This is a genomic window from Streptococcus sp. 263_SSPC (assembly GCF_001071995.1).
Taxonomy (GTDB): domain Bacteria; phylum Bacillota; class Bacilli; order Lactobacillales; family Aerococcaceae; genus Granulicatella.
On record NZ_JVNU01000025.1, the window covers coordinates 28,127 to 49,534 of the forward strand.

Below are 21,408 nucleotides of genomic sequence, written 5' to 3' on the forward strand. Positions count from 1 at the left end.
TTCTTTTTAAATCGTCATTCCGTATGATTCCGTTAATCATCTTGATGAGCTTTTTCCTCAACCTTGGAAGGACTCTCCTCAGTCATCGTTGTATGTTCGTGTATATACGACTCTAGTACTTCAACGGCTCTACGGCTGGCTTCCTTTGGAGAGGCTTTCCACGTCGCCACTTCTTTATTTCCTCGAACAACTAGCTTGTTCCATTCCCAGTAAACGGATTTGTAGCAGCAATAGAGAACGACGGCTACAAAGGCAAACATGATGAACCAGTCAAGAAACATACTGTTGGTGAGACCATTTTGATACCCTTCCCCTGGCTGCTGCATCGTAAGCTCTGTAAAGAATATTGTAGATATTGTAACAATAAACGTAGCCACGACTCCGTATGCTAATCCAGCGAGACTAATGACCATTATAATACCACGAAACGGTAAAAAGCTGATCGGTAAGCTAGCGTCTTCGCCATTTTTATCGGCAACTGCTTGAATTAACCTACGCAATCGCTGTACATCCTGTTTCTTAACTTTCTGTTTCGATTCCATATATCCCCCTAATCCCAGATGCGTTTATATAATGCTTTTAACTCCCGAGCTTCTTCCGTTAAATCTTCATCTGCAATATATTTCCGTACACGTAGTTCTTCGTAAATCAGTTGATTTATCTGAATCACTTCATCAGAATATGTCTTTTTTTGAATGAAACGAAAAACAAAGAATAAAATAATAGGAAGCACCCAGAAGATTAGCACGAGCGGCCATGCCATAAGGTTGAAGTAAACAAGAGCCATTGCCCCATCGATATTTCCTAACAACAAACCCACTAGAAAAGCTAATGCTACTAGTGGAAATAATGTGCAACAAAGTATGACAATCATTGCCCACTCTCCAATAGAGAGAAGTCTTCTTAACTTTCCATTTGCAGTAGGTAACGATTGGGGACTACCATTCTCCATAGAGACTTTCTCTAGTAGGTCCCTTAATCGCGTAATATCTTCTTCACTAATCCTTTTTCCCAAGTCTATTCCTCCCTAGAACCCGAATCTCTTCTTATAATCCTCAATCAGGAACTCTGCGTCTTCGATATCCTCTTCTAAGTCGTCGCGTCCTGCTGCTTTAAGCGTTGCAATCGCACGTTCCGCAATTGGAATCAGTTCGCCAAGTTTACGTGTCAGTACTTTTTTAGACCAGATTCGGTAAAGAAGAAAAAAGAATCCTAAAAACAAGTACAAAGAAACAAATGGTAAGAGTAGAAAAATCACATTCCCTTCTCCGGCAAACTTGTTTACCATAAACTCAAGTGGTCTCGATAAAATCCCCGTACGCATCACTATGATGAATAAAAACATCCCCGCAATCATTTTGATGGTTGCCGTTTTGTCGACTAGTTCCGGCAGTTCATCATCCATTCCCGCCTCTTTCATTAAGTAGCTTGTCAACTCTCGGAAGTTCACTAACATTTTTTTCGTCGCAACGTCTTTCAATAGAAGTCTAAACATGATTTTCTCCTTCCAGGATAATTCCTTTTTGTGCTAAATTTTCAATACATTCTTTGTAATACGCATCATCGTGCTCTTTGTATAACGGACTCGCCCACGCACACTCATCCACTTCGGTATACGGCGGGCAAATCTTTCCACGATACGAAGCCTCTTTCCACTCGGGCGTCACATTATACCCACGGCGCTCCATTTCATCCATAATAAACGTATGGTACTGATACAGCACATACGGGCTATACGAAAATACATAGTCCACCGTCGCATGCTTCTTGCCCCAACCATTGCCTCTGAGCGCACAACATTCGCGATGCTGCCCCAAGAGTTGCGGACGCGGAAGATGCCCAATCAAGTCCTCATGCCATAATCTCATCCCAGGCCTCCTATAATCCGTATCGCTCAGTGTATTCGTCGATGACCACTTCTGCGTCAACCACGTCATCTAAATTGTCATAGTCATATTCTTTTAAAACGGCTACCGCACGTTTGGCAATCGCCATTAACTCCTGTAAGTCCCGTTTTCTCTGCGGTTGTTTCCACAACTCATCTAGTCCATTTAAAATCGGAAGGTAGACAAAGAGAAACGCTAACGGCCATAGCGCAAGTAGTGGAAATTGATCAATTAGCGGTTGCGTCACACTTTTGAGCCAATCACTAGAAGAAAGCCATAATATGAAAATTAATCCTAGAATTGACGGAACCCAAGGCACACTTTCATCCTCTTCAGGCACCACTTCATCGGTCCCCGCCATTTTCACGAGCGTCTTCGTCAACTCACGAAAACTATTCACTCGCTCTTTTGAAATAAAATTTCTAAACAGTTGATTCATTTATTACCTCTAAATAGTTACTTTATTCCCATATTATACCATTTCTTGCGCTTTCCGCCTATTCCCTCGAGAAATTACCCATTTTTAAGTAGGCCCCGTTTCGCAGCCCCTTCCGCAGCAACCTAATCAGCACCAACCCGTCCCAGCACACACCCCTTCCAAAGCACACACCCCGTAGTCGCAGTTCCAAGACCGGAAGGCAAGCACCGCCATGACTCGCCACACTCACAAGCCTCAGAGAGTAACGCCCTGCTCATCCCTAGCTCCGCACACATCGAAACGCACTCTCTCCCGTGCCGTTGAAGCAAATAAATAAAATCTATTGATTCAAAGCTTTATCGTTGGCTTAAAAAAGCCCTCGGGGACTCTATAGTGAGAATAGTAAAGAAAAAGCAACCAATGCGAAATAGAGCCACAAGAGAATTTATTCTCCTGTGGCTCTTTGAGGCTTGGTAGGATTGAGACCTAGGCTCAATCCGGTGCCTTTACTATCATCACTATGAAGATGTCCCCAGAGGGCGATTTAAGACAACGTCTTAACCATCATTTTAATTGAATCAATAGATTTTATTATAGTTCTCTTCGTCCTTCGATGGCACGGAAGAGAGTCATTTCGTCTGCGTATTCGATGTCGCTGCCGACCGCTAGCCCATGAGCCAGACGCGTTACTTTAATCCCAGCTGGCTTGATGAGACGTGACAAGTACATGGCTGTCGCTTCACCTTCCGCTGTCGCATTAGTCGCGATGATAACCTCTTGGACTTCCGGATCCTGCAACCTCGTTATCAGCGACGTAATATTAATATCATCCGGCCCCGTCCCTTCCATCGGAGAAAGCACCCCGTGAAGCACATGATAGAGCCCTTTGTATTCCTTCATTCGCTCCATACTCATCACATCTCGGGCATCTTCCACCACAAGAATCTTCGTACGGTCACGAGTAGGGTCCGCACAAATTTCGCACGGATCTTCTTGCGTCACATTTCCACAAACGGAACACATATGTAGGTCACGCTTGCAGCTGATGAGCGAATTCGCAAAATTTAAGACGTCTTCTTCACGCATATCCATGCAGAAGAAGGCAAGTCGTGCAGCCGTCTTCGCACCAATTCCCGGCAGCTTCATAAAGCTATCCATCAATCGTGCAATCGGTTCTGGATAATGCATGCTCAAACCTCCAATTGATTAAAATCCTGGGATGTTTAATCCTTTCGTGAACTGACCCATTGTTTGGTCGTTAGCTTTTTCTGCTTGCGTTAACGCATCATTTGTCGCCATTAACACTAAGTCTTGTAATAATTCTACATCATCTGGATCTACCGCTTCTGGTTTGATTTCCACGTTTAAGACTTGGCGTTTTCCGTTCACAGTCACTTTTACTAAATCACTTTGAGAAGTTCCTGTGTATTCTGTTTGGTTTAACTCTTCTTGAGCTTGCGCCATTTGTTTTTGCAATTTTTGCATTTGTTTCATCATGCCTTGCATATTTCCCATTCCACGCATATTTAATTCCTCCGTCTCTATTCTTCGATTTGCACGATGTCTTCCCCGAAGAGTTCAATCGTGTCGTTTACTTTTTGTTCAAATGCTTGTTCTTCTGGTGTCAGTGCTTCCTCCACAGCCGGTTCTTCCGTCACGATGGAAACAGCTTCCTCTTCTTGGTTCTTCTTGCGTTCTTGTAAGAAATCCGCACGAATTTGTGGCCATTGATGTTGTGTCACTGCCACGAACGTCCCACTGTAGCCACCGAGGCGTTCCAGATGTTCTTGTATGACCTCACGGAATCCTGGTCTTGTTTCTGAAATATCACACAAGTGGTCGTACGCAAATCCGAGGACGAATCCATTGGGTCCCGCCGCATTCACCGTTGATTGGCTCAACAGCGCTTGTTCTTGCGGGTTCAAGCAACTGAGTAAGTCACCCCACAAGTCGCGTACCTTCAATAAATCTTCGCGAGTCGCTTCCGTCAAGATTTTTTGGATGGCCGTCGTATTTGGCTTAAAGGCCGCACGCGTCGGTCTTGGTGCAGACGCTTTTGGTGCTTGAGGCGCTTGAGGTACGCCCCCTTGCAACAACGCGTTCATTTGCTGCTGCATTTGCGCGATTTGTTGTTGCAACTGTTGTACTTCTTCGCTACTTGGCAACGCTGGTGCACCAGAACTGGTTCTTGGCGTCAATGTGTACGGTTGCGCCATTTTAATCGTCAACACTTCCAGCGAAATCGTTGGTTTTGTCGTGAAGCGCATTTCTTGTTGCGTTTGATTTAACGCCTCTACAAAACGGTATAAGAATTCCGGTTCCACTTCGTCTTTGAATTGAAGGAATCGCTCGCTACGACCGATTGCCTCGCCACTTTGTTTCGCGATGAGGAGGTCTCTAGCAAATTCCAACCATTCTTCTACGAGTCGACTGGCTTCTTTCCCGATTTTGAAGAGCTGTTGTAATTTTTCAAGGGCTTCTTCAGCCTTTGTTTCTTGTAAGTCTTTCACGAAATCAATCATCAAGTCGTCTGTCAGACTTCCCGACACTTGAATCGCTTCGTCTAGCGTCACCTTGCCGTCGCCAAATGAAATCATCTGGTCGAGTAAACTCAAGGCATCACGCATACCACCGTTGGCACATCTTGCCACCACGCTTAAGGCATCCGCTTCGTACTCGATTCCTTCTTGGCCCAAGATATACGCCAAGCGGTCGATAATTTCTTGCGACGTAATGCGTCTAAAGTCAAAGCGTTGCGTACGCGAGATAATCGTCGCTGGAATCTTATGCGGTTCCGTCGTTGCGAGAATGAAGATGACCTTTTGAGGCGGTTCTTCTAAAGTTTTTAACAGTGCATTGAAGGCTCCTGTTGAGAGCATATGCACTTCGTCGATAATATAAATTTTGTATTCGGCTTGCGTTGGTGCATAACGCGCCTTGTCACGAATATCACGGATTTCTTCAACACCATTGTTGCTGGCAGCATCGATTTCGATGACATCGCCAATTGTTCCGTTCGTGATCCCTTTACAGATATCACATTCGTTACACGGCTCACCGTTTGTTTGATTTGGACAGTTAATGGCCTTTGCAAACACCTTCGCGGCACTCGTTTTTCCTGTCCCACGAGGTCCTGTAAATAAGTAAGCATGACTCGTTTTGTGATTGCTAATCGCGTTCTTCAATGTATGCGTGACCGCACTTTGCCCGACCATATCATCGAACGTTTGAGGACGCCATTTTCGATATAATGCTTGATAAGCCATTTTACTTCCCTGCCTTTTTCAAAATTTTACAGTTCTATTCTAGTATAGATTTGCTAAAAATTCTACTGCCCGATTCGTTTCATCGGTGCTTTCGAATTCTTGATAAAGCGGCTCTCTTTGCCTGCTTGAGAGATGAGTGAGAGCTGGTGTTTTGCACGCGTACATGTGGTGTACAGCATCATTTGTTCTTTCATCGTATGGTACGCTTCGTCTGTCGCGTTCCAAATGATGACTTCGTCGAACTCCATCCCTTTGGCCACTTGAATCGTCGTTAACACGAAGCGGCTGCCCAGAGACTCACTGCTATCTTCTAGAAGTGCAATGTCATCTTGGTCGAGTTGTTGGTACAACGCTTTGGCTTCGTCCATCGTACGGCAAAGAATCGCTGTCGTATGGTAGCCTTTTGGACTTTCTTCCAGTAACGTGTTTAAGCGCGCCATTTCTTGGCCTTCTTGTTCTAAGTATACCGCTACTTCTGCCCCTGAACGTGGGAACACATTTTTATCAAGTGGCCAATTTAAGATGCCATTTGCAAAACGTGAAATTTGCGCCGTACAACGGTAACTAATCGCTAAGTTGCGGTACGTTAACGAACGGTTTGCAAAAATCAAGTCCACGAGTTCTGGGTGTCGTTTTTCCAATGTGAAAATCGTTGTAGCCGTTGAGAACGATTGGAATGTATCTCCCACTACCGTGAATTTCGCACGGAAATAATAGTTGGATAAGGTTCCAATCCATAAGAGTGACACGTCTTGCACTTCGTCGATGAAGAGGTGGCTGAAGCCTGTGTAGTCACGAACCGGCGTCACGCGTGTTGCGACATATTGCAACAGACGGATTCCTTCTGCAGTGACTTGCATGCGGCTGCCTTCAATCTTCTTCAATGGAAGTGGCGCGTTGTCGGTCTTACCGAGTTCTTGGCGACGTGCTTTAGCTTCGGGCATCCATTTCGCCACAAGTGCAGCAATATCCACGAATGCGAACATTTCCACTTGTTGCGTTACTTCTTGTACTTCCTTCTCGAACACTTTTTGTCCCAGGGCTTGGTAGTACTCCGCCTCGCTCTTTGTTTCCACGTCTTTCATCAACACTTCGATTTGCATCGCGTTCATTGATTCATAGACCGCTTTTGCCTTTTCAGACATAAAGAACTTCGTGAGTCGGCGTTTCAACGTACGCTCTAGCACCGTTTGCATTTGTGTTAATTGTTGTTGCAACGGTAACGCTGTATTCACGCTTTCGACGAGTTTTTGATAGTCTTTCATCGTAAATACGGCTTGCCCTTTAATCCCGAGCGCGCGGTATGGTAAGTCTTTGGCTGTTAAACCTTTGATATTGCGGTGTACAAGCGCAATCCACTCGCTGTCCGTCAAGTACACTTTTCGCGTTGGCACTTGGCTAAGCGTTGTTGTTTTATGCAAATACATTTTGCGATATAGCTCGATGGTATGTTGCGACAAGGTTTGTTGGTATAACTCACTTCCCGTTAAACTTGGGATGACGTGTGAGATATATTTGGCAAACAATTGGTTACGCGACAACAGGAGCATATCGCTCATACGCTTGTCTTTTGCTTGGTACATCAAGTACGCAATGCGTTGTAGTAAAATCGTCGTCTTCCCACTTCCGGCACATCCATTCACGATGAACCAGTCTTTTGGATTTAAACGAATAATTTCATTTTGTTCTTTTTGAATCGTCGCCGTGATTCCTTCTAGGTGTCCGTCACGGTTTGTTGGTGCGCTTAAGGCATCCATCAATAATGATTCTTCATTTTCAATGTCATAAACAGATTTTAATTCACCCTTACGGATGACGATATCGCGTTTTAAGAAGGCTTGAGCGTTCTCGAAGCCATTTGGTGTTTCGTATTGAAGCTCTCCCAATGTTCCTTCGTAAAATAGGCTTGCGATTGGAGCACGCCAGTCATACACTTGCACATTGTCGTCTTCGTCAAAGAAAGTTGCAGGTCCGATGTACATCTTCTCAACTCTCTCGTCTTTTTCAAATTGAACGTCAATTCTTCCAAAGTATGGGGATTCCAATTGGTTTTCTAATTGTTGGATTCCATACTGAATGGTATCTTGTCTAGCGATATCCAGGTCGCGTTCTTGCAATCGGTTTTTCTCGATCGCCACTTTTTGTCCCATTAAGTCTTGCACGATTTCTAAGTGCTGCACTTCTTCTTGGAAACTCTGATTTTTCATGCGACTATTCTCCCTCCACTGGATACTCTTTTCATAAAAACAGGCTGAACCGTTGGTCCAGCCTGATTCTTCTTCTATGTACATACAGCACATAGCGAACGTTACTTATAGCTGCTTCCTTCCGGACCTGACTCGATTCATAAGTTCGCTATTGCCATACGGCCTAACGGCACGTACTATTATACAAAACTTCTCCTCGAAAAGCAAGCAGATTTTGCTTGAAAAAGAAATAAACCAAACCGCTCCACATAGAGAGTGCGGATGGGGCTATCCCATGGGGGTTGGTGGTAGGAATTAGAGGCGTGCTCCATACATCGTTCTCTCTTCTTAAAAATGCACCCTTTCGGGTGTTGATTTCTTCGAATGCTTGCGGATTACTTCATAGTAGCTGTAACGTTGCATCGGTTCGAGCCTCTTCGAGTCTCTCGCCTTTAAAGCCTCAAAGGATGTGTACGGAATGAATTCCTACACCTCCTAATTCGCATTTAATGCATAACACGTTACTGCTACTATAGAATCCGCAAGCTTCTCCGAAATCAACGTGAAGAGAGTATACGTCTACTCCCTACCGCCAACGATGGGGTTTCGTGCTTCTCTATATGGTGTTTCTTTTTCAAGTGAATCTGCTTTTTCCAAAATCAATACGTGCCGAGGGATGGCAAAAGAGACACTAAAAAAGATAGTCTCTCCAGAAGGAAAAACTATCTAAGATGTTCGCTTATGCTTACCGGTTGTCGGCTTTTTTATTTTTCTTAGCATCCTCTGCTAGGTACATAATTGGGAGAAGGATAAAGATAAAATGAGTTGTGAGTGCAAGGATCAATGAACGGCCTATAAAAATATTTAGAACTAGCTGCATGACAAGGGCTAATGCATTGACGACGAGCGCTATAACCATTAGATCTTTTGTAAGTTGGTTTGTGTCTTGTTTTTTTATGTTGATTTTCATGTGAATTGCTCCTTAACTGTTTTCCTTGTCTTTATTAAATCATTTTAAAGAGTCGCGCAACAGGCACTTTTGTCATTGATTGTCATTACTAAAGTCACGGTTCGCTTGATTCCGAAGAAATCAGCCATAAAAAAACAGCAAACCAGATCGATTTGCTGTTTGTTCTCTAAAATAAGTTTATGCTTTGGATGGTTTTGATAAAAAGAATAGGTAAAGTCCAAAGGCTAATTTAATAAAGGCATCGATATAGGCGATGGTCACGAGAGAGCTTTGAGGAGAGAGATATCCGACCCCTGCATTGATCACGCATGCCAACCCTAGGAAAATCATTGATTTCCCATGAACGAAATAGTACGGGAAGAAATGAATTCCTGTTGCTAGGAGCGCGCCTAACCAGATGAGTCTCCAGTTTTCTGTTTCGAAGAATGGGCCACCTAATAACACTAATAAGATAAATAAAAGAATTACTGAGTATAAGGACACTTTTCGTTGGAAAGGTGTTGAAGGGCCATCCGAAAACTTATGAAGGACTTTTTTATTTAGATTGATGGAAAAGAAGCTCACCATATAGCCGATACTGAAGACCTGCATATTAATGATTTGTTCTCCACCTACAGCTGTCGCGAGTGCAATCACGAATGCGACTGCGATGAGCCATAAGCCACACGCCTTTTTGTAGTTGAATTCTAATGTTTCTCCTTTGTTATAACCTAAAAATGACATACGTATTCCTCCAGTTCACTTTGAAACTTTTAACGACATCCTCTATTCTACTCCTGTAAAAATCGGATTTCAATCGTCGCACTTTTGTCGAAGGTGAGAGACTTCGGCTCGAACCGGTGCAACGTTACAGCTATTATGAAGACGTCCGCAAGTTCCGCAGAAATCAAAAAAAAACAAAAAAGCACAACCTCGTAATCGAAATTGTGCTAGTCATTATTATAATAATGCTGTTAAAGCAGATGCTAGACCGAAGAAGATTCCTGGTGCGTTTGCAGCTGCTAGCGGGATGTCTCGGTCTGGCTTGAAGAGTCCATAGTACACCCATAATGAGCAGTTCAATGCGGCAACGAGTGGTTGAATGAAGTCTCCTTTGTTTCCAGCTAAGTTATTCATAATTTGCGGAATATATGCTACATACATCGCCACAGACATACATGTTGCAATCCACCCTAAGACTTGTGTTTGTTTTTCTGATAATTTCATACTATCTGCTCCTTTGGTTTTTAAACTATGTAAAATAATATATAAAATGTAAACAATTTTCAAGAGTAGATAACCGTTTACAAGTATAAGTTTTTGTTAATACCGTTAAAAAGCACAGCTCCTACTCGGAAAGCTGTGCTTGTTTTCGTTGTTTATTGCGTTCGCGGAGGCCTTTGAAGAAGGTTTGCAAAATTTCTTTGCATTCGTCTTCCAAGATGCCTTGCTCGACTTCGACTTGATGGTTGAATCGCTCGTCATGAAGGAGATTCATAAAGGTGCCGGCTGTCCCGGCTTTTGGATCGAAGGCGCCGAATGTCACCTTTTTGAGCCGCGCGAGAATCATCGCTCCGCTACACATCGGACAAGGTTCCAAGGTCACGAAGAGTTCGCAGTCTTCGAGTCGCCAGCTTCCAAGGTGTTGGTTGGCTTGGCGAATCGCTTTGATTTCAGCGTGAAGGGTGGCGTCTTGTTCCTTTTCGCGTAAGTTATGGCCACGCCCAATGATTTCACCATTCAAGACTACGACAGCTCCGATTGGTACTTCCGCTTGGTCATAGGCTTTCTGGGCTTCTTTCAACGCTTCCCTCATAAAGAATTCTTTTTCCTGAAGTTCCATGTTCTTACTGATAGACGCGCTTCGTCACGACTAGACTATGCGGTCTCTCAAACTCCTTATCTAAGTAATCTTGGTACGTCCCTGGGGAAATAAACCCTCGGGCGCTTAAAATATCCGTTCCTGCTGTTCCGACAATCGTATCGGCTAGCAGTACACAGTTGGTACTCATGACGAAATACGTCTTGAATTTTGAAGAAACGAACTTATACAATTTCGCGTCCGCTTCTTGTTTTAATTTATAAGCATACATCGGTTCTTCTTTGTCGATTCCAGGCCGCTTCGGTTTCACCATTTGCGGCGGATCCCACGGTACTGTCAACGACATCAATTTGGCGATTTCCTTATCGATGGCCGCGAGTTGTTCTGGAGATAGCGCCAGGCCATAGCCGAGTAAGGTCTTATGGTTTTCGCGCTTGCAAAATTCAATGTATTTTTCACGGTCGGCACTAAAAAGAACCCCATCCCCCATCGCTCCAAAGAGGCGTTCTGAATTCGTATCGTAGTTCCCAAATGAAATAATGCGTCCCTTATAACAAATATCGACATGCCCCATCGCACCGAACCCATCTTTTGTGACGTGAATAAACATTTCTAAGTTTGGTTCGGCATTTTCTTTGGAACGATCGTAAATTTCAGAAGCCGTTTCGCCTTCGCCAAGTTCCAACGCATCATTGATTTTCTGCAAGGTTACTCGTGGAATAATCGCAGCTAACACAAGCGGTAATCCTTGGCGAAAATGCCTGCGCAAAACTTTCTTTCCAACTTCGGCCTCGAAGAACCATCCGTCACGAATGTTACTAGTCCCAAGCCCGATGAAATAAAGCGCAAGGAAGAACATTTGTAAGTTGCCGTCGCCCCCAAGAGCCAGTAAAGTCGCTACCCCGACAACTGAGAGCCAAATGGTATCAATGAGCAAGCGCAGTCGCGGACGGATACCGTCTTTGACATAAATATAGTACGTTACGCCACTAGTGGCCGCTTTCATCACTTCGTTAAGCCCCATCAAGATACTGACAATCGCAATCGGAAGCGAGATAAAAAATTGATTTCCTGCTAAAAATCCGTAAAGGAAAAATTTAGCAACATTCAGCCATAATGGATCTTTTGCCGCCGCCTTACTAAACCAACGGAACAAGAAATTCCATAGTTCACGAGCCCATAAGAATGTTAAAAACAGACGTAACATCAATTCTGGGAAGCTTGGTCCGTAGATTAGGAGCAACACCCCAGCAATAAGGAATGCAATCCCTTCAATTAGGAGCTTTTTCCCTGTAATCCCTAGTTCACTAATTTTCTTCATAACTACACCTCTATTGATTTAATTACTGCTTCAATTGCTCTAGAAGCGCCTTGCACCCGAGCGTCACATCGCGATACGTCGCATCAAAGTCCCCTGTATACCACGGATCGGCAATATCGCGCTGCACCCCTGCCACTTCAAGCAAGCGAGCCACCGTCGCATCCGATTTTCCATCGACAAACGAGTGGATATTACGCACATTCGACGCATCCATTCCCAAGATGTAGTCGGCATCCAGGTCGGTTTCATCCAACGTCCGTGACACAAGCCCCTTTGCGGAAATGTCGTGCTCCTCGAGTTTCTTACGAGTGCCGTGATGCACCGGATTCCCATGCTCCCACGTACTTGTCGCAGCGGAATCTATCGTAATTTTATCTTCCAATCCTTCTTCATGAACCATTTTTCTAAATACAGCTTCTGCCATCGGCGAACGACAAATATTCCCCAAGCAGACGAATACAACCTTCATGACCGTCCCTTGCTTTCCATTCTTCCCCTTCATTGTAACATATGAACGCATGTCACGTCACTTCATCACCGCAGCCCTGCAGAGACCATTTTCCCTGCACCTACCTTTTTTCTTCTCTTCCCTTTCTTTCGAATGAAACAAAATCCATTTGAAATAAGGTCCAAAGGCGAAGAATAAACGGAAGACCAAGGGATTCCATAGTAGCAACAATAAGGGAGTGCAACCAATGTGAATTACTGACTCTAGGGCGAAATCCGTAGAGTCAGTTTGAAGCTTGGTAGGAACTGAGACCTTGGGCTCAGTCCGGTGCCCTTATTGTAGCAACTATAGAGACATCCCTTCGATCTGGAGTTTATTCGTAAGCCCTTTGGGCTATATCCTCTCTTTCAAATGGATTTTGCATCCTTCGAAAACAAAAAATGGTGGACAGCCGTCCACCATTTTTTCTATTCTACTGTAACTGATTTGGCAAGGTTACGCGGTTTATCCACGTCTAAGCCTTTACCTAGAGAAGTGTAATACGCGATTAATTGCGTTACCACTACAGATACGATTGGTGCTAATAAGATTGGCACCGCTGGAACGATGATATCGTCGCCTTCTTGCTCAACACCTTCCATCGCGATTGTTGTTACGACAGCGCCACGAGCTTTCACCTCTTGGATATTTCCGCGAGTGTGGCTTGCTACTACTGGTTCGCTTAATAATGCGATAACTGGAGTGCCTTCTTCGATAAGGGCGATTGTTCCGTGTTTTAATTCCCCTGCGGCAAAGCTTTCAGTTTGCACGTATGAGATTTCTTTTAATTTCAACGCTGCTTCCATCGCTACATAGTAGTCTAAGTGACGACCGATGTAGAAAGCATTGCGAGTTTCTAATAAGCGCTCTTTGACTAAGTCTTGAACGGCTTGTTTGTCTGATAATACGCTCTCGATTGAAGCGGCAACGACACCTAAGTCGTGCTTCATGTCGAATGGAGCTTCTAAGCCTTTAGAAGCGCGTAATGCGTCTGCTAAAACAGCCATTACTGCGATTTGTGCAGTGTAAGCTTTTGTTGAAGCTACGGCAATTTCAGGGCCTGCGTGTAATAGTAAAGTATAGCTTGCTTCACGAGAAAGAGTTGAACCTTTCACGTTTGTGATTGTTAATGATGGGAAGTTTTGCTCGTTTACTTTTACTAACGCTTGACGGCTGTCCGCTGTTTCTCCACTTTGTGATAAGAAAATGAAGAATGGTTTTTGTGATAATAATGGTTGGTGGTAAGCAAATTCGCTTGCTAAGTGAACTTCTACTGGAATTCCAGCAAGTTGTTCTAATAAAGCTTTACCAACCCATCCTGCATGGTAACTTGTTCCGCAGGCAATCACATAAATGCGGTCGCTTGCTAAAATGCTATCTTGGATTTCTTTATCGACTTGTAATTGACCATTTTCGTCTTGGTAGTTTTGGATGATTTTACGTAATACGGCTGGTTGTTCATCCATTTCTTTAAGCATGTAGTGAGCGTAAGCCCCTTTTTCTAAATCGTCTGCATCTAATTCTGCAACGTATGGTGCACGTTCTACTGGTTCGCCGTCGATTGTTTCGATTTCTACAGAGTCAGCCGTTAAAGTGATTAACTCTTCGTCTTTGATTTCAATGTAGCGGTCTGTTTCAGCGATTGTTGCCATTGCATCTGAACAGATTACGTTGAAGCCTTCGCCAACCCCTACTAATAATGGGCTCTTATGTTTTGCTGCGTAAAGAACGCCTGGTTTTTCGCTGTCTAATAAACCGAAAGCGAATGATCCGCGGATTTTTTTCAACGCGCGACGAAAAGCTTCTTTTCCTGATAAGTTTTCTTTTTTCGCAAAGTATTCTACTAAGTTTACGGCAACTTCTGTATCTGTTTGAGATTTGAAATCAACGTCGCTTAAGAATTCTTTTTTCAATTCGTCATAGTTTTCGATTACGCCGTTGTGCACTAATGTGAAACGACCTGATTGTGATTGGTGAGGGTGAGCGTTGTTTTCTGTCGCTGGTCCGTGTGTTGCCCAACGAGTATGACCAATCCCTGCAAATGCTGGAATAGCTTCATCCACTGCATCACGAAGGTTTTGAATACGACCGACACGTTTTACTAATTGTGTTGATCCATCTTCGTCCATAATAAATAATCCTGCTGAGTCATATCCACGATACTCAAGCTTTTCTAATCCGTTTAACACTACAGTTTGAATTCTGTCGTGTCCAATACATCCTACGATTCCGCACATAATTTTTAACTCCTTTTATAAGAGGTCTCATTCAGGCCTCTTTTTATTGTAATTTTGATTATGTTTCTGGTGCCGTTTCAATTTTGTCATTCCCTTGCGAAAATGGTTTGTATGAAACTGTAGACTGCACTGCCTTGAGTCATCCGCCGAGTATTTCGATAAACTCATTCCTCGTCACCTGCTTTTTCAAACAGGCCTGGCGCTATCCTTGTCGCTTCCTTCCAAAGCTTTCATAAATTTTCAGAAACATTTACATCATACCCGATGACCACTCCAAAAACAACTAATTTTCCTTTTTCCTAACCTTTTCCATACCAAAACTTAACGCCACCCCTCCTCAAACCGCACTACCATCGCATTCCTAGGCACCAATCTCTTAAGAACCACTTTGCTAAACTTTCCTAATTCTTCAACAGTAAACTTCCGAAACTTTTGTGTTTTTATCTCCCTGCACAAATGAAATTGTCAGCCATGAAACGCACACACCCTGTCCTATCCCTCTCCCTCTCTCTCTCCCTCTCCCTCTCCCTCTCAAAAAGAATACCAGTTTGTCGTGAGTGGTGAAAGGCACACATGATGTTCATTTTCTTTTTAGCTCAACTATTCATTCAAAAATAGCTATTAACCGGGTTTTGGATTCTATAATAGCAATAATAGCGAGTGTACTCGAAACGAATTACTGCCTCTGGGGATTTTATTCCCTAGAGGCAGTTTGAGAGTCGAGAGGAACTGAGACCTTAGGCTCAGTCCGGTACAGCTATTATCGCTATTATGAAGATATCCAAAAACCTTCGGTTAATAGCTATATTTATGAAATTGAATAGTTTGGAGCTTCTTTAGTGATCTGAACATCATGCGGATGGCTTTCTCTTAGACCCGCACCACTCATACGCACAAACTGCGTATTCTCGCGAAGCTCTTCTAAATTACGCGCCCCAACATACCCCATCCCAGAGCGAAGTCCGCCGACCATTTGGAAGATAATATCCGCTGCAGAACCTTTGTAGGCTACACGCCCTTCGATTCCTTCTGGCACGCGTTTGTTGGCTTCGTTTTTCGCTTGGAAGTAACGGTCGCCTGAACCATTTTCCATCGCTGCTAGACTTCCCATTCCGCGGTATGTCTTGAAGCGACGTCCTTGGAAGATTTCGAATTCACCTGGAGATTCATCTGTTCCGGCAAGCATGCTTCCTAACATGACCACATGTCCACCTGCTGCGATAGCTTTGGCGATATCTCCTGAGTACTTAATCCCGCCGTCTGCGATGATCGCTTTGCCAAATTCTTTCGCAACCGTTGCGGCATCGTAAATCGCTGTGATTTGCGGAACCCCTACACCGGCAACGACACGTGTTGTACAGATAGAACCAGGTCCGATTCCGACTTTAACAACGTCCACACCTGTTTCAAATAAGGCACGTGTTCCTTCCCCTGTCGCTACGTTTCCGGCAATCAATGTTGCATCTGGGAATGTTTCGCGAATTTCTTTAATTTTGCGGATTACGCCGGCACTATGACCATGCGCAGTGTCGATCACGATGGCGTCCGCACCTGCGTCTAGCAATGCTTTAGCACGTTCGAATGTATCTGAAGTAATTCCTACCGCTGCGGCTACGAGTAAACGTCCGTGTTCGTCTTTAGCGGCATTCGGGAATTCAATCACTTTCTCGATGTCTTTAATCGTAATTAAACCAGCGAGGCAGCCGTTGTCGTCTACTAAAGGAAGTTTTTCAATTTTATGTTTTTGAAGAATCGCTTCGGCATCTTTAAGGGATGTGCCGACTGGAGCTGTTACGAGGTCTTCTTTTGTCATTACTTCGTCAATTAAAATGGAATAATCTGAGATAAAACGTAAGTCACGGTTTGTCAAAATCCCAACGAGATGACGTGTTTCTAGGTCGTCTACGATTGGAACACCGCTAATACGGTATTTTGCCATGAGGTCTTCGGCATCTTGTACTTTATGGGAAGGTGTTAAGAAAAATGGATTGATGATAACGCCACTTTCTGAACGTTTTACTTTATGAACTTCTTCTGCTTGTTCTGCGATTGACATGTTTTTATGAATGACGCCTAATCCACCTTGACGCGCAATCGCAATCGCCATTGTTGAATCAGTAACGGTATCCATACTTGCACTCATTAAAGGAATATTGAGACGAATATTTTTGGCTAATTGCACGCGTAAATCCACGTCATTTGGCAAGACATGACTCTCCGCTGGAATTAGTAAAACATCATCGAATGTGTACCCTTCTTTTTGAAATTTTGTTTCCCATTTTGACATAGCTCAAACCTCCAGTGATTGAATTTATTAACGAATAATATACCACTTTTAAAAGAAAAAGCAAGCTTTTCTATAGAAAAACCTGTTAATTCATGGAAGTTTCATCTTTCATTGTTCGTTTTTTAAAATTAATAATAAAAAATTTTTAAAAGCCTGTTTTCCTTGCCTGAATCGTGATAGACTTAAAAGGATAAAGGAAAGGTGATTAATTATGAAAAAAGAACTTATGACTACGCTAGTACTGAGCCTACTTCTCTTTGGTTGTTCTAACAAAACTACATCCTCCGAGACCACTTCTAAATCCTCTCAAGCTACTACACAAACTGTTACAACTCAAAGCACTACATCAACAACTGTCGCAACAACACAAAACAATCCTACTCCTAACGGAATGGCGGATACGTCTCTTGGTTTAGATATTGTCGTAAATAAAAAACATGCACTTCCAGCTGATTATGCACCTGGAGAGAATCCTACAGCAGTTGCACAACTCAAAAAACTCATTCACAAAATGCAAGAATTAGGATATCCTATTAACAACTCATATAGTGGATATCGTTCTTATGAGTATCAAACAAAGCTATATAATAACTACGTCGCTCAAGAAGGTAAAAAAGCCGCAGATACTTACTCAGCTCGCCCTGGGTATAGCGAGCACCAAACTGGGCTTGCCTTCGATATCCTCGATTCATCTGGTAATTTACTAGAAGGTGACCAGTATAAAGACGCTATCCATTGGCTTCATACGCACGCCCACGAATATGGTTTCATCGTTCGCTTCCAAGAAGGAAAAGAAGCTATTACTGGGTATATCCCTGAAGCATGGCACTTGCGTTATGTAGGAGACAGGGCAACGGATATTTATAACTCAGGCCTTTCTCTCGAAGAATACTTTGGAGTTCCTGGCGGGGATTATGAATAGGATACGAGGCAGAAAGACAGACGCAAAAAACGGATTCACAGTGTGAGTCCGTTTTGCTTCGTAGTCTTTCGCCCGCACAGTTTATTAGACTTTCTTGAATCACGAGTGCTGAAAAGAAAGTCAATAAACCACTGCGAAGAACGCTCAGGACTGAATCACTGGGCTGATATGCCGCAAGGGACTTTGAAAAAGTCGTGCGGACATATCAGGAAGTGGACGTCAGTCCTGTGAGCCCGAGTTCAACTACACGGAATAATCGCAAAAACAACAAAAGCTACCTTGTTTTTCTACAAGGTAGCTTCTTTTAATACACTTCATAATTTGTAATCAGCTGAAACAAAAATAAAAAGCAAGGTGAATTCACCTTGCTTTTTATTTTATTATTGAATATACGTCAAACTCTTACCAATAATGAACGTTGTGGTCACATTATGTAACACCGCTAATAGACTAGGAGAAACAATATCAATCAAACCTAATCCCATTAAGAACGAATTAATACCTACTGTATGTTTTAAATTGGCATCTAATTGGCGATTCAGTTGTTCGGTTATATTTTCCAAAACCTCTAATCCCGTTAATTGTTCATTTAAGAATAAGATATCGCTGGCTTGACGAGCAATATCTGAAGCACCTGCCATAACAATACCAACATTTGCAAGAGAGAGTGCAGCAGAATCATTAATTCCGTCTCCAATCATCAAAACATGATGACCTTCCTCTTGAAGCTGCTCAATTACTTGATGCTTTTGTTCTGGCTTCACTTGTGTATAAACTCTGTCAAATGGAATCAGCGAGCAAATTGTTTCTGTACGTTTTTGTGTATCCCCTGTAAGAAGTACAATCTGTTTTCCTTTTTCTTTTAACTCTTTCAATAATACAATTGCTTCTCCTCTTAACGGAGTATCAATAAGGAAAATGGCAATTAATTTTCCGTCATAACTTAAATAAAGTAAGTTATATTTTTGGCTATATTCTTCAATCACTGCTTTTTGCTCATTGGAAATAGTCGTCTTCTCATCTTCTAATAATTCCAAACTTCCGATGACGACTCTTTTTCCATCAATCGATGATACGATTCCTTTTGAAGCTACGTGAGTTAATTTCCCATGCATTTCCTCATGTTCAATCCCCTCATCTTCTGCCTTCTTAACAACAGCCGTCGCAATCGGGTGGTAAAAATGTTCCTCCAAACAAGCTGCAATTCGTAAAACTTCCTCATCATCATATCCTTCATACGCAATAATTCGTTGAATTTTTGGAACTCCAGTTGTCAATGTTCCTGTTTTATCAAAAACAAAAGTATCAACTTGTGCATATTCATCTAAAGAATTAGATCCTTTAATGACAATTCCCTGATTAGAAGCTGCTTTAATGGCTGTTAAATAAGTTGCTGGTGAAGATAATTTTAACGCACATGAATAATCCACTAATAGGAAAGTGAGTGCTTTAGAGACTGAGCGTGTGAATAAATAAGTCAGCGCCATCCCGATGAAATTATATTTCACTAATCCGTCAGCTTTTTCCATTAATTGCTTTTGCTGTTTCGATTGATGAAATTCACTCGATTTAATCAGCTGAACAATTTGCTGCAAGCGTAAGTTTTGTTGCTTATTCGTCACTTCTACTAGTAGCTCGCCATGCTCTACAACTGTATTAGCGTAGACCATATCCCCAATCTTCTTAGCGACAGGGAAAGACTCACCTGTTAATGAACTTTCATTTAAGTAGCCTCTTCCATTGACCACTCTTCCGTCAAAGTAAATTTCTTGACCTTCTGTGGCTACAAAAACATCTCCTACTTCAACATGATTGCTCATTTTTTTGAAGCGCTCGCCCTCTTTTTCAATCCATATCTCGTAAATATTATTCGTTAAATTCTTTTCAAGTTCTTCAATGGATTTCTTTTGGGACCAGTCATCTAAATCGTCTCCTAAATTTAATAGGAACATAATCATATCTGCAGTCTTATGATCTCCCATCGCCATAGAAGTTGATATCGCCACAAAATCGAGTAAACTCATAGAAAGTTTTTTCTCGCAAATTGATTGGAAAGCAGCCTTTCCAAACTTCACCATTTTCATAAGTATCCATCCCATACGAATAGGTGTTGGAAGAAGGACTTTTGAAAGCATTCTTCTATAAAGATGCATTGAAATAATATCATATGGTGAAGAAGCGACTAGCCACTCGGTTTCTTTTTGTTTTTCAATTACGTTCTCCATTTGAATCAAAGATAAAAACCTTTGAACTTGTTGAACTTTCCCTTGAGTAAAATAAACTCCTACATGTTTTAAATCTTTATAAAAGTGCAGTTTTTCAATACCTGAGACTGTGCAAGCTAGTTCCTCTAAATACATTTGGACTGAATGCGGACATGTAAAAGGGAGTTCTAAACGTACTCTAGAGTTTGATTGATGTTTAATAATAAACTTCATTATTTTTCACTAGTTTCTACTACTAATTCTGCACTTTTTTCTTCAGCATATAAGTCTTTTGCTTCTTCTAAGACATCATCTGCATGTTGTTTTACAGTAGAAACAGTTGCGTCAATACCATCTTTTAATTTATAAGAAGTAGCAACCGCTTTAGCATATACATGTTTTGCGTCTTTGCTCGCTAATAGTTTTAATCCTAACGATCCAAATAAAACTCCTCCCGCAAATACACTTGATTTTTTAGCAAATTTTCCTAAACTAATAAGTTCTTTAATCATTATGATTACCTCCATTTTTTCTAATTAGAATTATTCAATTCTTACTATAGTATACCGATTTAAACTCCGACTTTCAATAATGAAAAACTTAAGATTCTCTTGATTTCTTTCGCTTTCAAACTAAAAACTACCTTGTTTTTCTACAAGGTAGCTTATTTTTTCTCTAACCAAAAGAATGCCTGTGGTAATTTTTCCTCAGCATTTCCAATAAAACATTTTCCATGTGCAAATAGAACATTGACAGGATTCCACGCTTTTATTTGTTGATAACACTTTTGAGCTGTTTCCTTATTAAAAAAGAATGTCATTCTTAAATCTCTTGGAGTATGCCCGTTTGGATATGCATTATCCCCGATTTTAAACAAGAAACGATGCAAACATGAACACTCTTCTCCAACTTCAATATTCTCAATTAAGTCCGTTAGAATTAACGTTTTACTCTTTTTGTGGAAAAATACTGACTCTTCTATAACGGCACTTCCTTCAAACGGAAGATAATCAATTTCATCTAGCCAACTAATGTCGATTGTTTTATCTAAGATTGTATAACTTTCAATGGATTGGAAGCTGTCAAAAATTTTCTCCAATCCTTTTGTCGCCCAAAGTTTCGCATCCGGATAGGCTTGACTCCACTCTTCCATATATACGTAATGCAATTTATTTGGAGCAACTATATGCTTCACATGGCCCAACGCATCGATTTCACTTCGCAACTGCGGTGTTAAATGAATAGGAGAATGCATCCATAAGTCATTATTTTCCAATTGCACCACTGTCATTCGAGTGCTAAATGGTACTTGAGTAATTTTAAAATTCATCTCAACAATTTCACCATCAACAATCCAGATACCCTCATCGATAGTCTTTAATGTATATAATGGCTCATATAATTTCACTGAACATTTCATATA

General features: G+C 42.1%; 21 protein-coding genes and 1 other RNA gene. 1 reads left to right on the forward strand and 21 read right to left on the reverse strand.

Annotated elements, in window-relative coordinates; genetic code table 11:
• Positions 1-32: 32 nt before the first annotated feature.
• The 18 genes from ADH02_RS02675 to guaB form a co-directional block, all read right to left on the reverse strand.
• Positions 33-500 carry a hypothetical protein gene (locus ADH02_RS02675; RefSeq protein ID WP_152903884.1) on the reverse strand — a complete coding sequence of 156 codons (468 nt, stop codon included), beginning with the start codon at positions 498-500 and terminating at the stop codon, positions 33-35.
• Positions 501-550: 50 nt separating this feature from the next.
• Positions 551-874 (reverse strand): hypothetical protein, encoded by a 324-nt coding sequence (locus ADH02_RS02680; protein WP_152903885.1) that lies wholly within the window; start codon positions 872-874, stop codon positions 551-553.
• Positions 875-1,027: 153 nt separating this feature from the next.
• Complete coding sequence (locus tag ADH02_RS02685) at positions 1,028-1,495, reverse strand: hypothetical protein (protein ID WP_048782391.1); 468 nt, start codon at positions 1,493-1,495, stop codon at positions 1,028-1,030.
• Complete coding sequence (locus tag ADH02_RS02690; RefSeq protein WP_048782393.1) at positions 1,488-1,868, reverse strand: TIGR02328 family protein; 381 nt, start codon at positions 1,866-1,868, stop codon at positions 1,488-1,490. The genes ADH02_RS02685 and ADH02_RS02690 overlap by 8 nt, the downstream gene beginning before the upstream one ends.
• Positions 1,869-1,878: 10 nt before the next feature.
• Complete coding sequence (locus ADH02_RS02695) at positions 1,879-2,325, reverse strand: hypothetical protein (protein WP_048782395.1); 447 nt, start codon at positions 2,323-2,325, stop codon at positions 1,879-1,881.
• Positions 2,326-2,895: 570 nt separating this feature from the next.
• Entirely contained in the window at positions 2,896-3,492 is a 597-nt protein-coding gene (gene recR / locus ADH02_RS02700) for a recombination mediator RecR (protein WP_048782397.1), read from the reverse strand.
• Positions 3,493-3,510: 18 nt separating this feature from the next.
• Complete coding sequence (locus ADH02_RS02705) at positions 3,511-3,828, reverse strand: YbaB/EbfC family nucleoid-associated protein (RefSeq protein WP_048713938.1); 318 nt, start codon at positions 3,826-3,828, stop codon at positions 3,511-3,513.
• 17 nt (positions 3,829-3,845) lie between these two features.
• Positions 3,846-5,570 carry a DNA polymerase III subunit gamma/tau gene (dnaX, locus tag ADH02_RS02710; RefSeq protein ID WP_048782400.1) on the reverse strand — a complete coding sequence of 575 codons (1,725 nt, stop codon included), beginning with the start codon at positions 5,568-5,570 and terminating at the stop codon, positions 3,846-3,848.
• A 62-nt stretch (positions 5,571-5,632) separates the two neighbouring features.
• Complete coding sequence (locus tag ADH02_RS02715; RefSeq protein ID WP_048782403.1) at positions 5,633-7,777, reverse strand: HelD family protein; 2,145 nt, start codon at positions 7,775-7,777, stop codon at positions 5,633-5,635.
• A 76-nt stretch (positions 7,778-7,853) separates the two neighbouring features.
• Positions 7,854-7,940, reverse strand: an RNA gene (ffs, locus tag ADH02_RS09245) — signal recognition particle sRNA small type.
• 561 nt (positions 7,941-8,501) lie between these two features.
• Positions 8,502-8,726, reverse strand: coding sequence for a hypothetical protein (locus ADH02_RS02720; RefSeq protein WP_048782405.1), 225 nt, complete (start codon positions 8,724-8,726; stop codon positions 8,502-8,504).
• A gap of 177 nt (positions 8,727-8,903) precedes the next feature.
• The gene (locus tag ADH02_RS02725) at positions 8,904-9,449 is read right to left on the reverse strand and encodes a DUF6609 family protein (RefSeq protein ID WP_048782407.1); all 546 of its coding nucleotides are present in this window, start codon (positions 9,447-9,449) and stop codon (positions 8,904-8,906) included.
• Between the two features lie 216 nt (positions 9,450-9,665).
• A complete protein-coding gene (locus ADH02_RS02730; protein ID WP_048782409.1) occupies positions 9,666-9,932 on the reverse strand; it encodes a SemiSWEET family transporter in 267 nt (88 codons plus the stop codon).
• A 121-nt stretch (positions 9,933-10,053) separates the two neighbouring features.
• Positions 10,054-10,548: a tRNA adenosine(34) deaminase TadA gene (gene tadA, locus ADH02_RS02735; RefSeq protein WP_082161661.1), complete on the reverse strand. Its 495-nt coding sequence runs from the start codon at positions 10,546-10,548 to the stop codon at positions 10,054-10,056.
• A gap of 4 nt (positions 10,549-10,552) precedes the next feature.
• Entirely contained in the window at positions 10,553-11,848 is a 1,296-nt protein-coding gene (locus ADH02_RS02740; protein WP_048782413.1) for a hypothetical protein, read from the reverse strand.
• 22 nt (positions 11,849-11,870) lie between these two features.
• Positions 11,871-12,317 (reverse strand): low molecular weight protein-tyrosine-phosphatase, encoded by a 447-nt coding sequence (locus ADH02_RS02745; protein WP_239681721.1) that lies wholly within the window; start codon positions 12,315-12,317, stop codon positions 11,871-11,873.
• Positions 12,318-12,763: 446 nt separating this feature from the next.
• A complete protein-coding gene (gene glmS / locus ADH02_RS02750) occupies positions 12,764-14,572 on the reverse strand; it encodes a glutamine--fructose-6-phosphate transaminase (isomerizing) (RefSeq protein WP_048782415.1) in 1,809 nt (602 codons plus the stop codon).
• A gap of 808 nt (positions 14,573-15,380) precedes the next feature.
• The gene (gene guaB, locus ADH02_RS02755) at positions 15,381-16,859 is read right to left on the reverse strand and encodes an IMP dehydrogenase (protein ID WP_048782417.1); all 1,479 of its coding nucleotides are present in this window, start codon (positions 16,857-16,859) and stop codon (positions 15,381-15,383) included.
• A 211-nt stretch (positions 16,860-17,070) separates the two neighbouring features.
• Between guaB and ADH02_RS02760 the strand changes: the two genes are divergently transcribed.
• Positions 17,071-17,781 carry a M15 family metallopeptidase gene (locus tag ADH02_RS02760; RefSeq protein ID WP_048782419.1) on the forward strand — a complete coding sequence of 237 codons (711 nt, stop codon included), beginning with the start codon at positions 17,071-17,073 and terminating at the stop codon, positions 17,779-17,781.
• A 380-nt stretch (positions 17,782-18,161) separates the two neighbouring features.
• Here ADH02_RS02760 and ADH02_RS02765 read toward each other — a convergent pair whose 3' ends face one another.
• The 3 genes from ADH02_RS02765 to ADH02_RS02775 form a co-directional block, all read right to left on the reverse strand.
• Positions 18,162-20,006, reverse strand: a complete 1,845-nt coding sequence (locus tag ADH02_RS02765) for a heavy metal translocating P-type ATPase (protein ID WP_239681723.1) — start codon at positions 20,004-20,006, stop codon at positions 18,162-18,164.
• Between the two features lie 212 nt (positions 20,007-20,218).
• Positions 20,219-20,497, reverse strand: coding sequence for a DUF6110 family protein (locus tag ADH02_RS02770; RefSeq protein WP_048711049.1), 279 nt, complete (start codon positions 20,495-20,497; stop codon positions 20,219-20,221).
• A gap of 152 nt (positions 20,498-20,649) precedes the next feature.
• Entirely contained in the window at positions 20,650-21,393 is a 744-nt protein-coding gene (locus tag ADH02_RS02775) for a DUF4336 domain-containing protein (protein WP_342585579.1), read from the reverse strand.
• Positions 21,394-21,408: the final 15 nt, after the last annotated feature.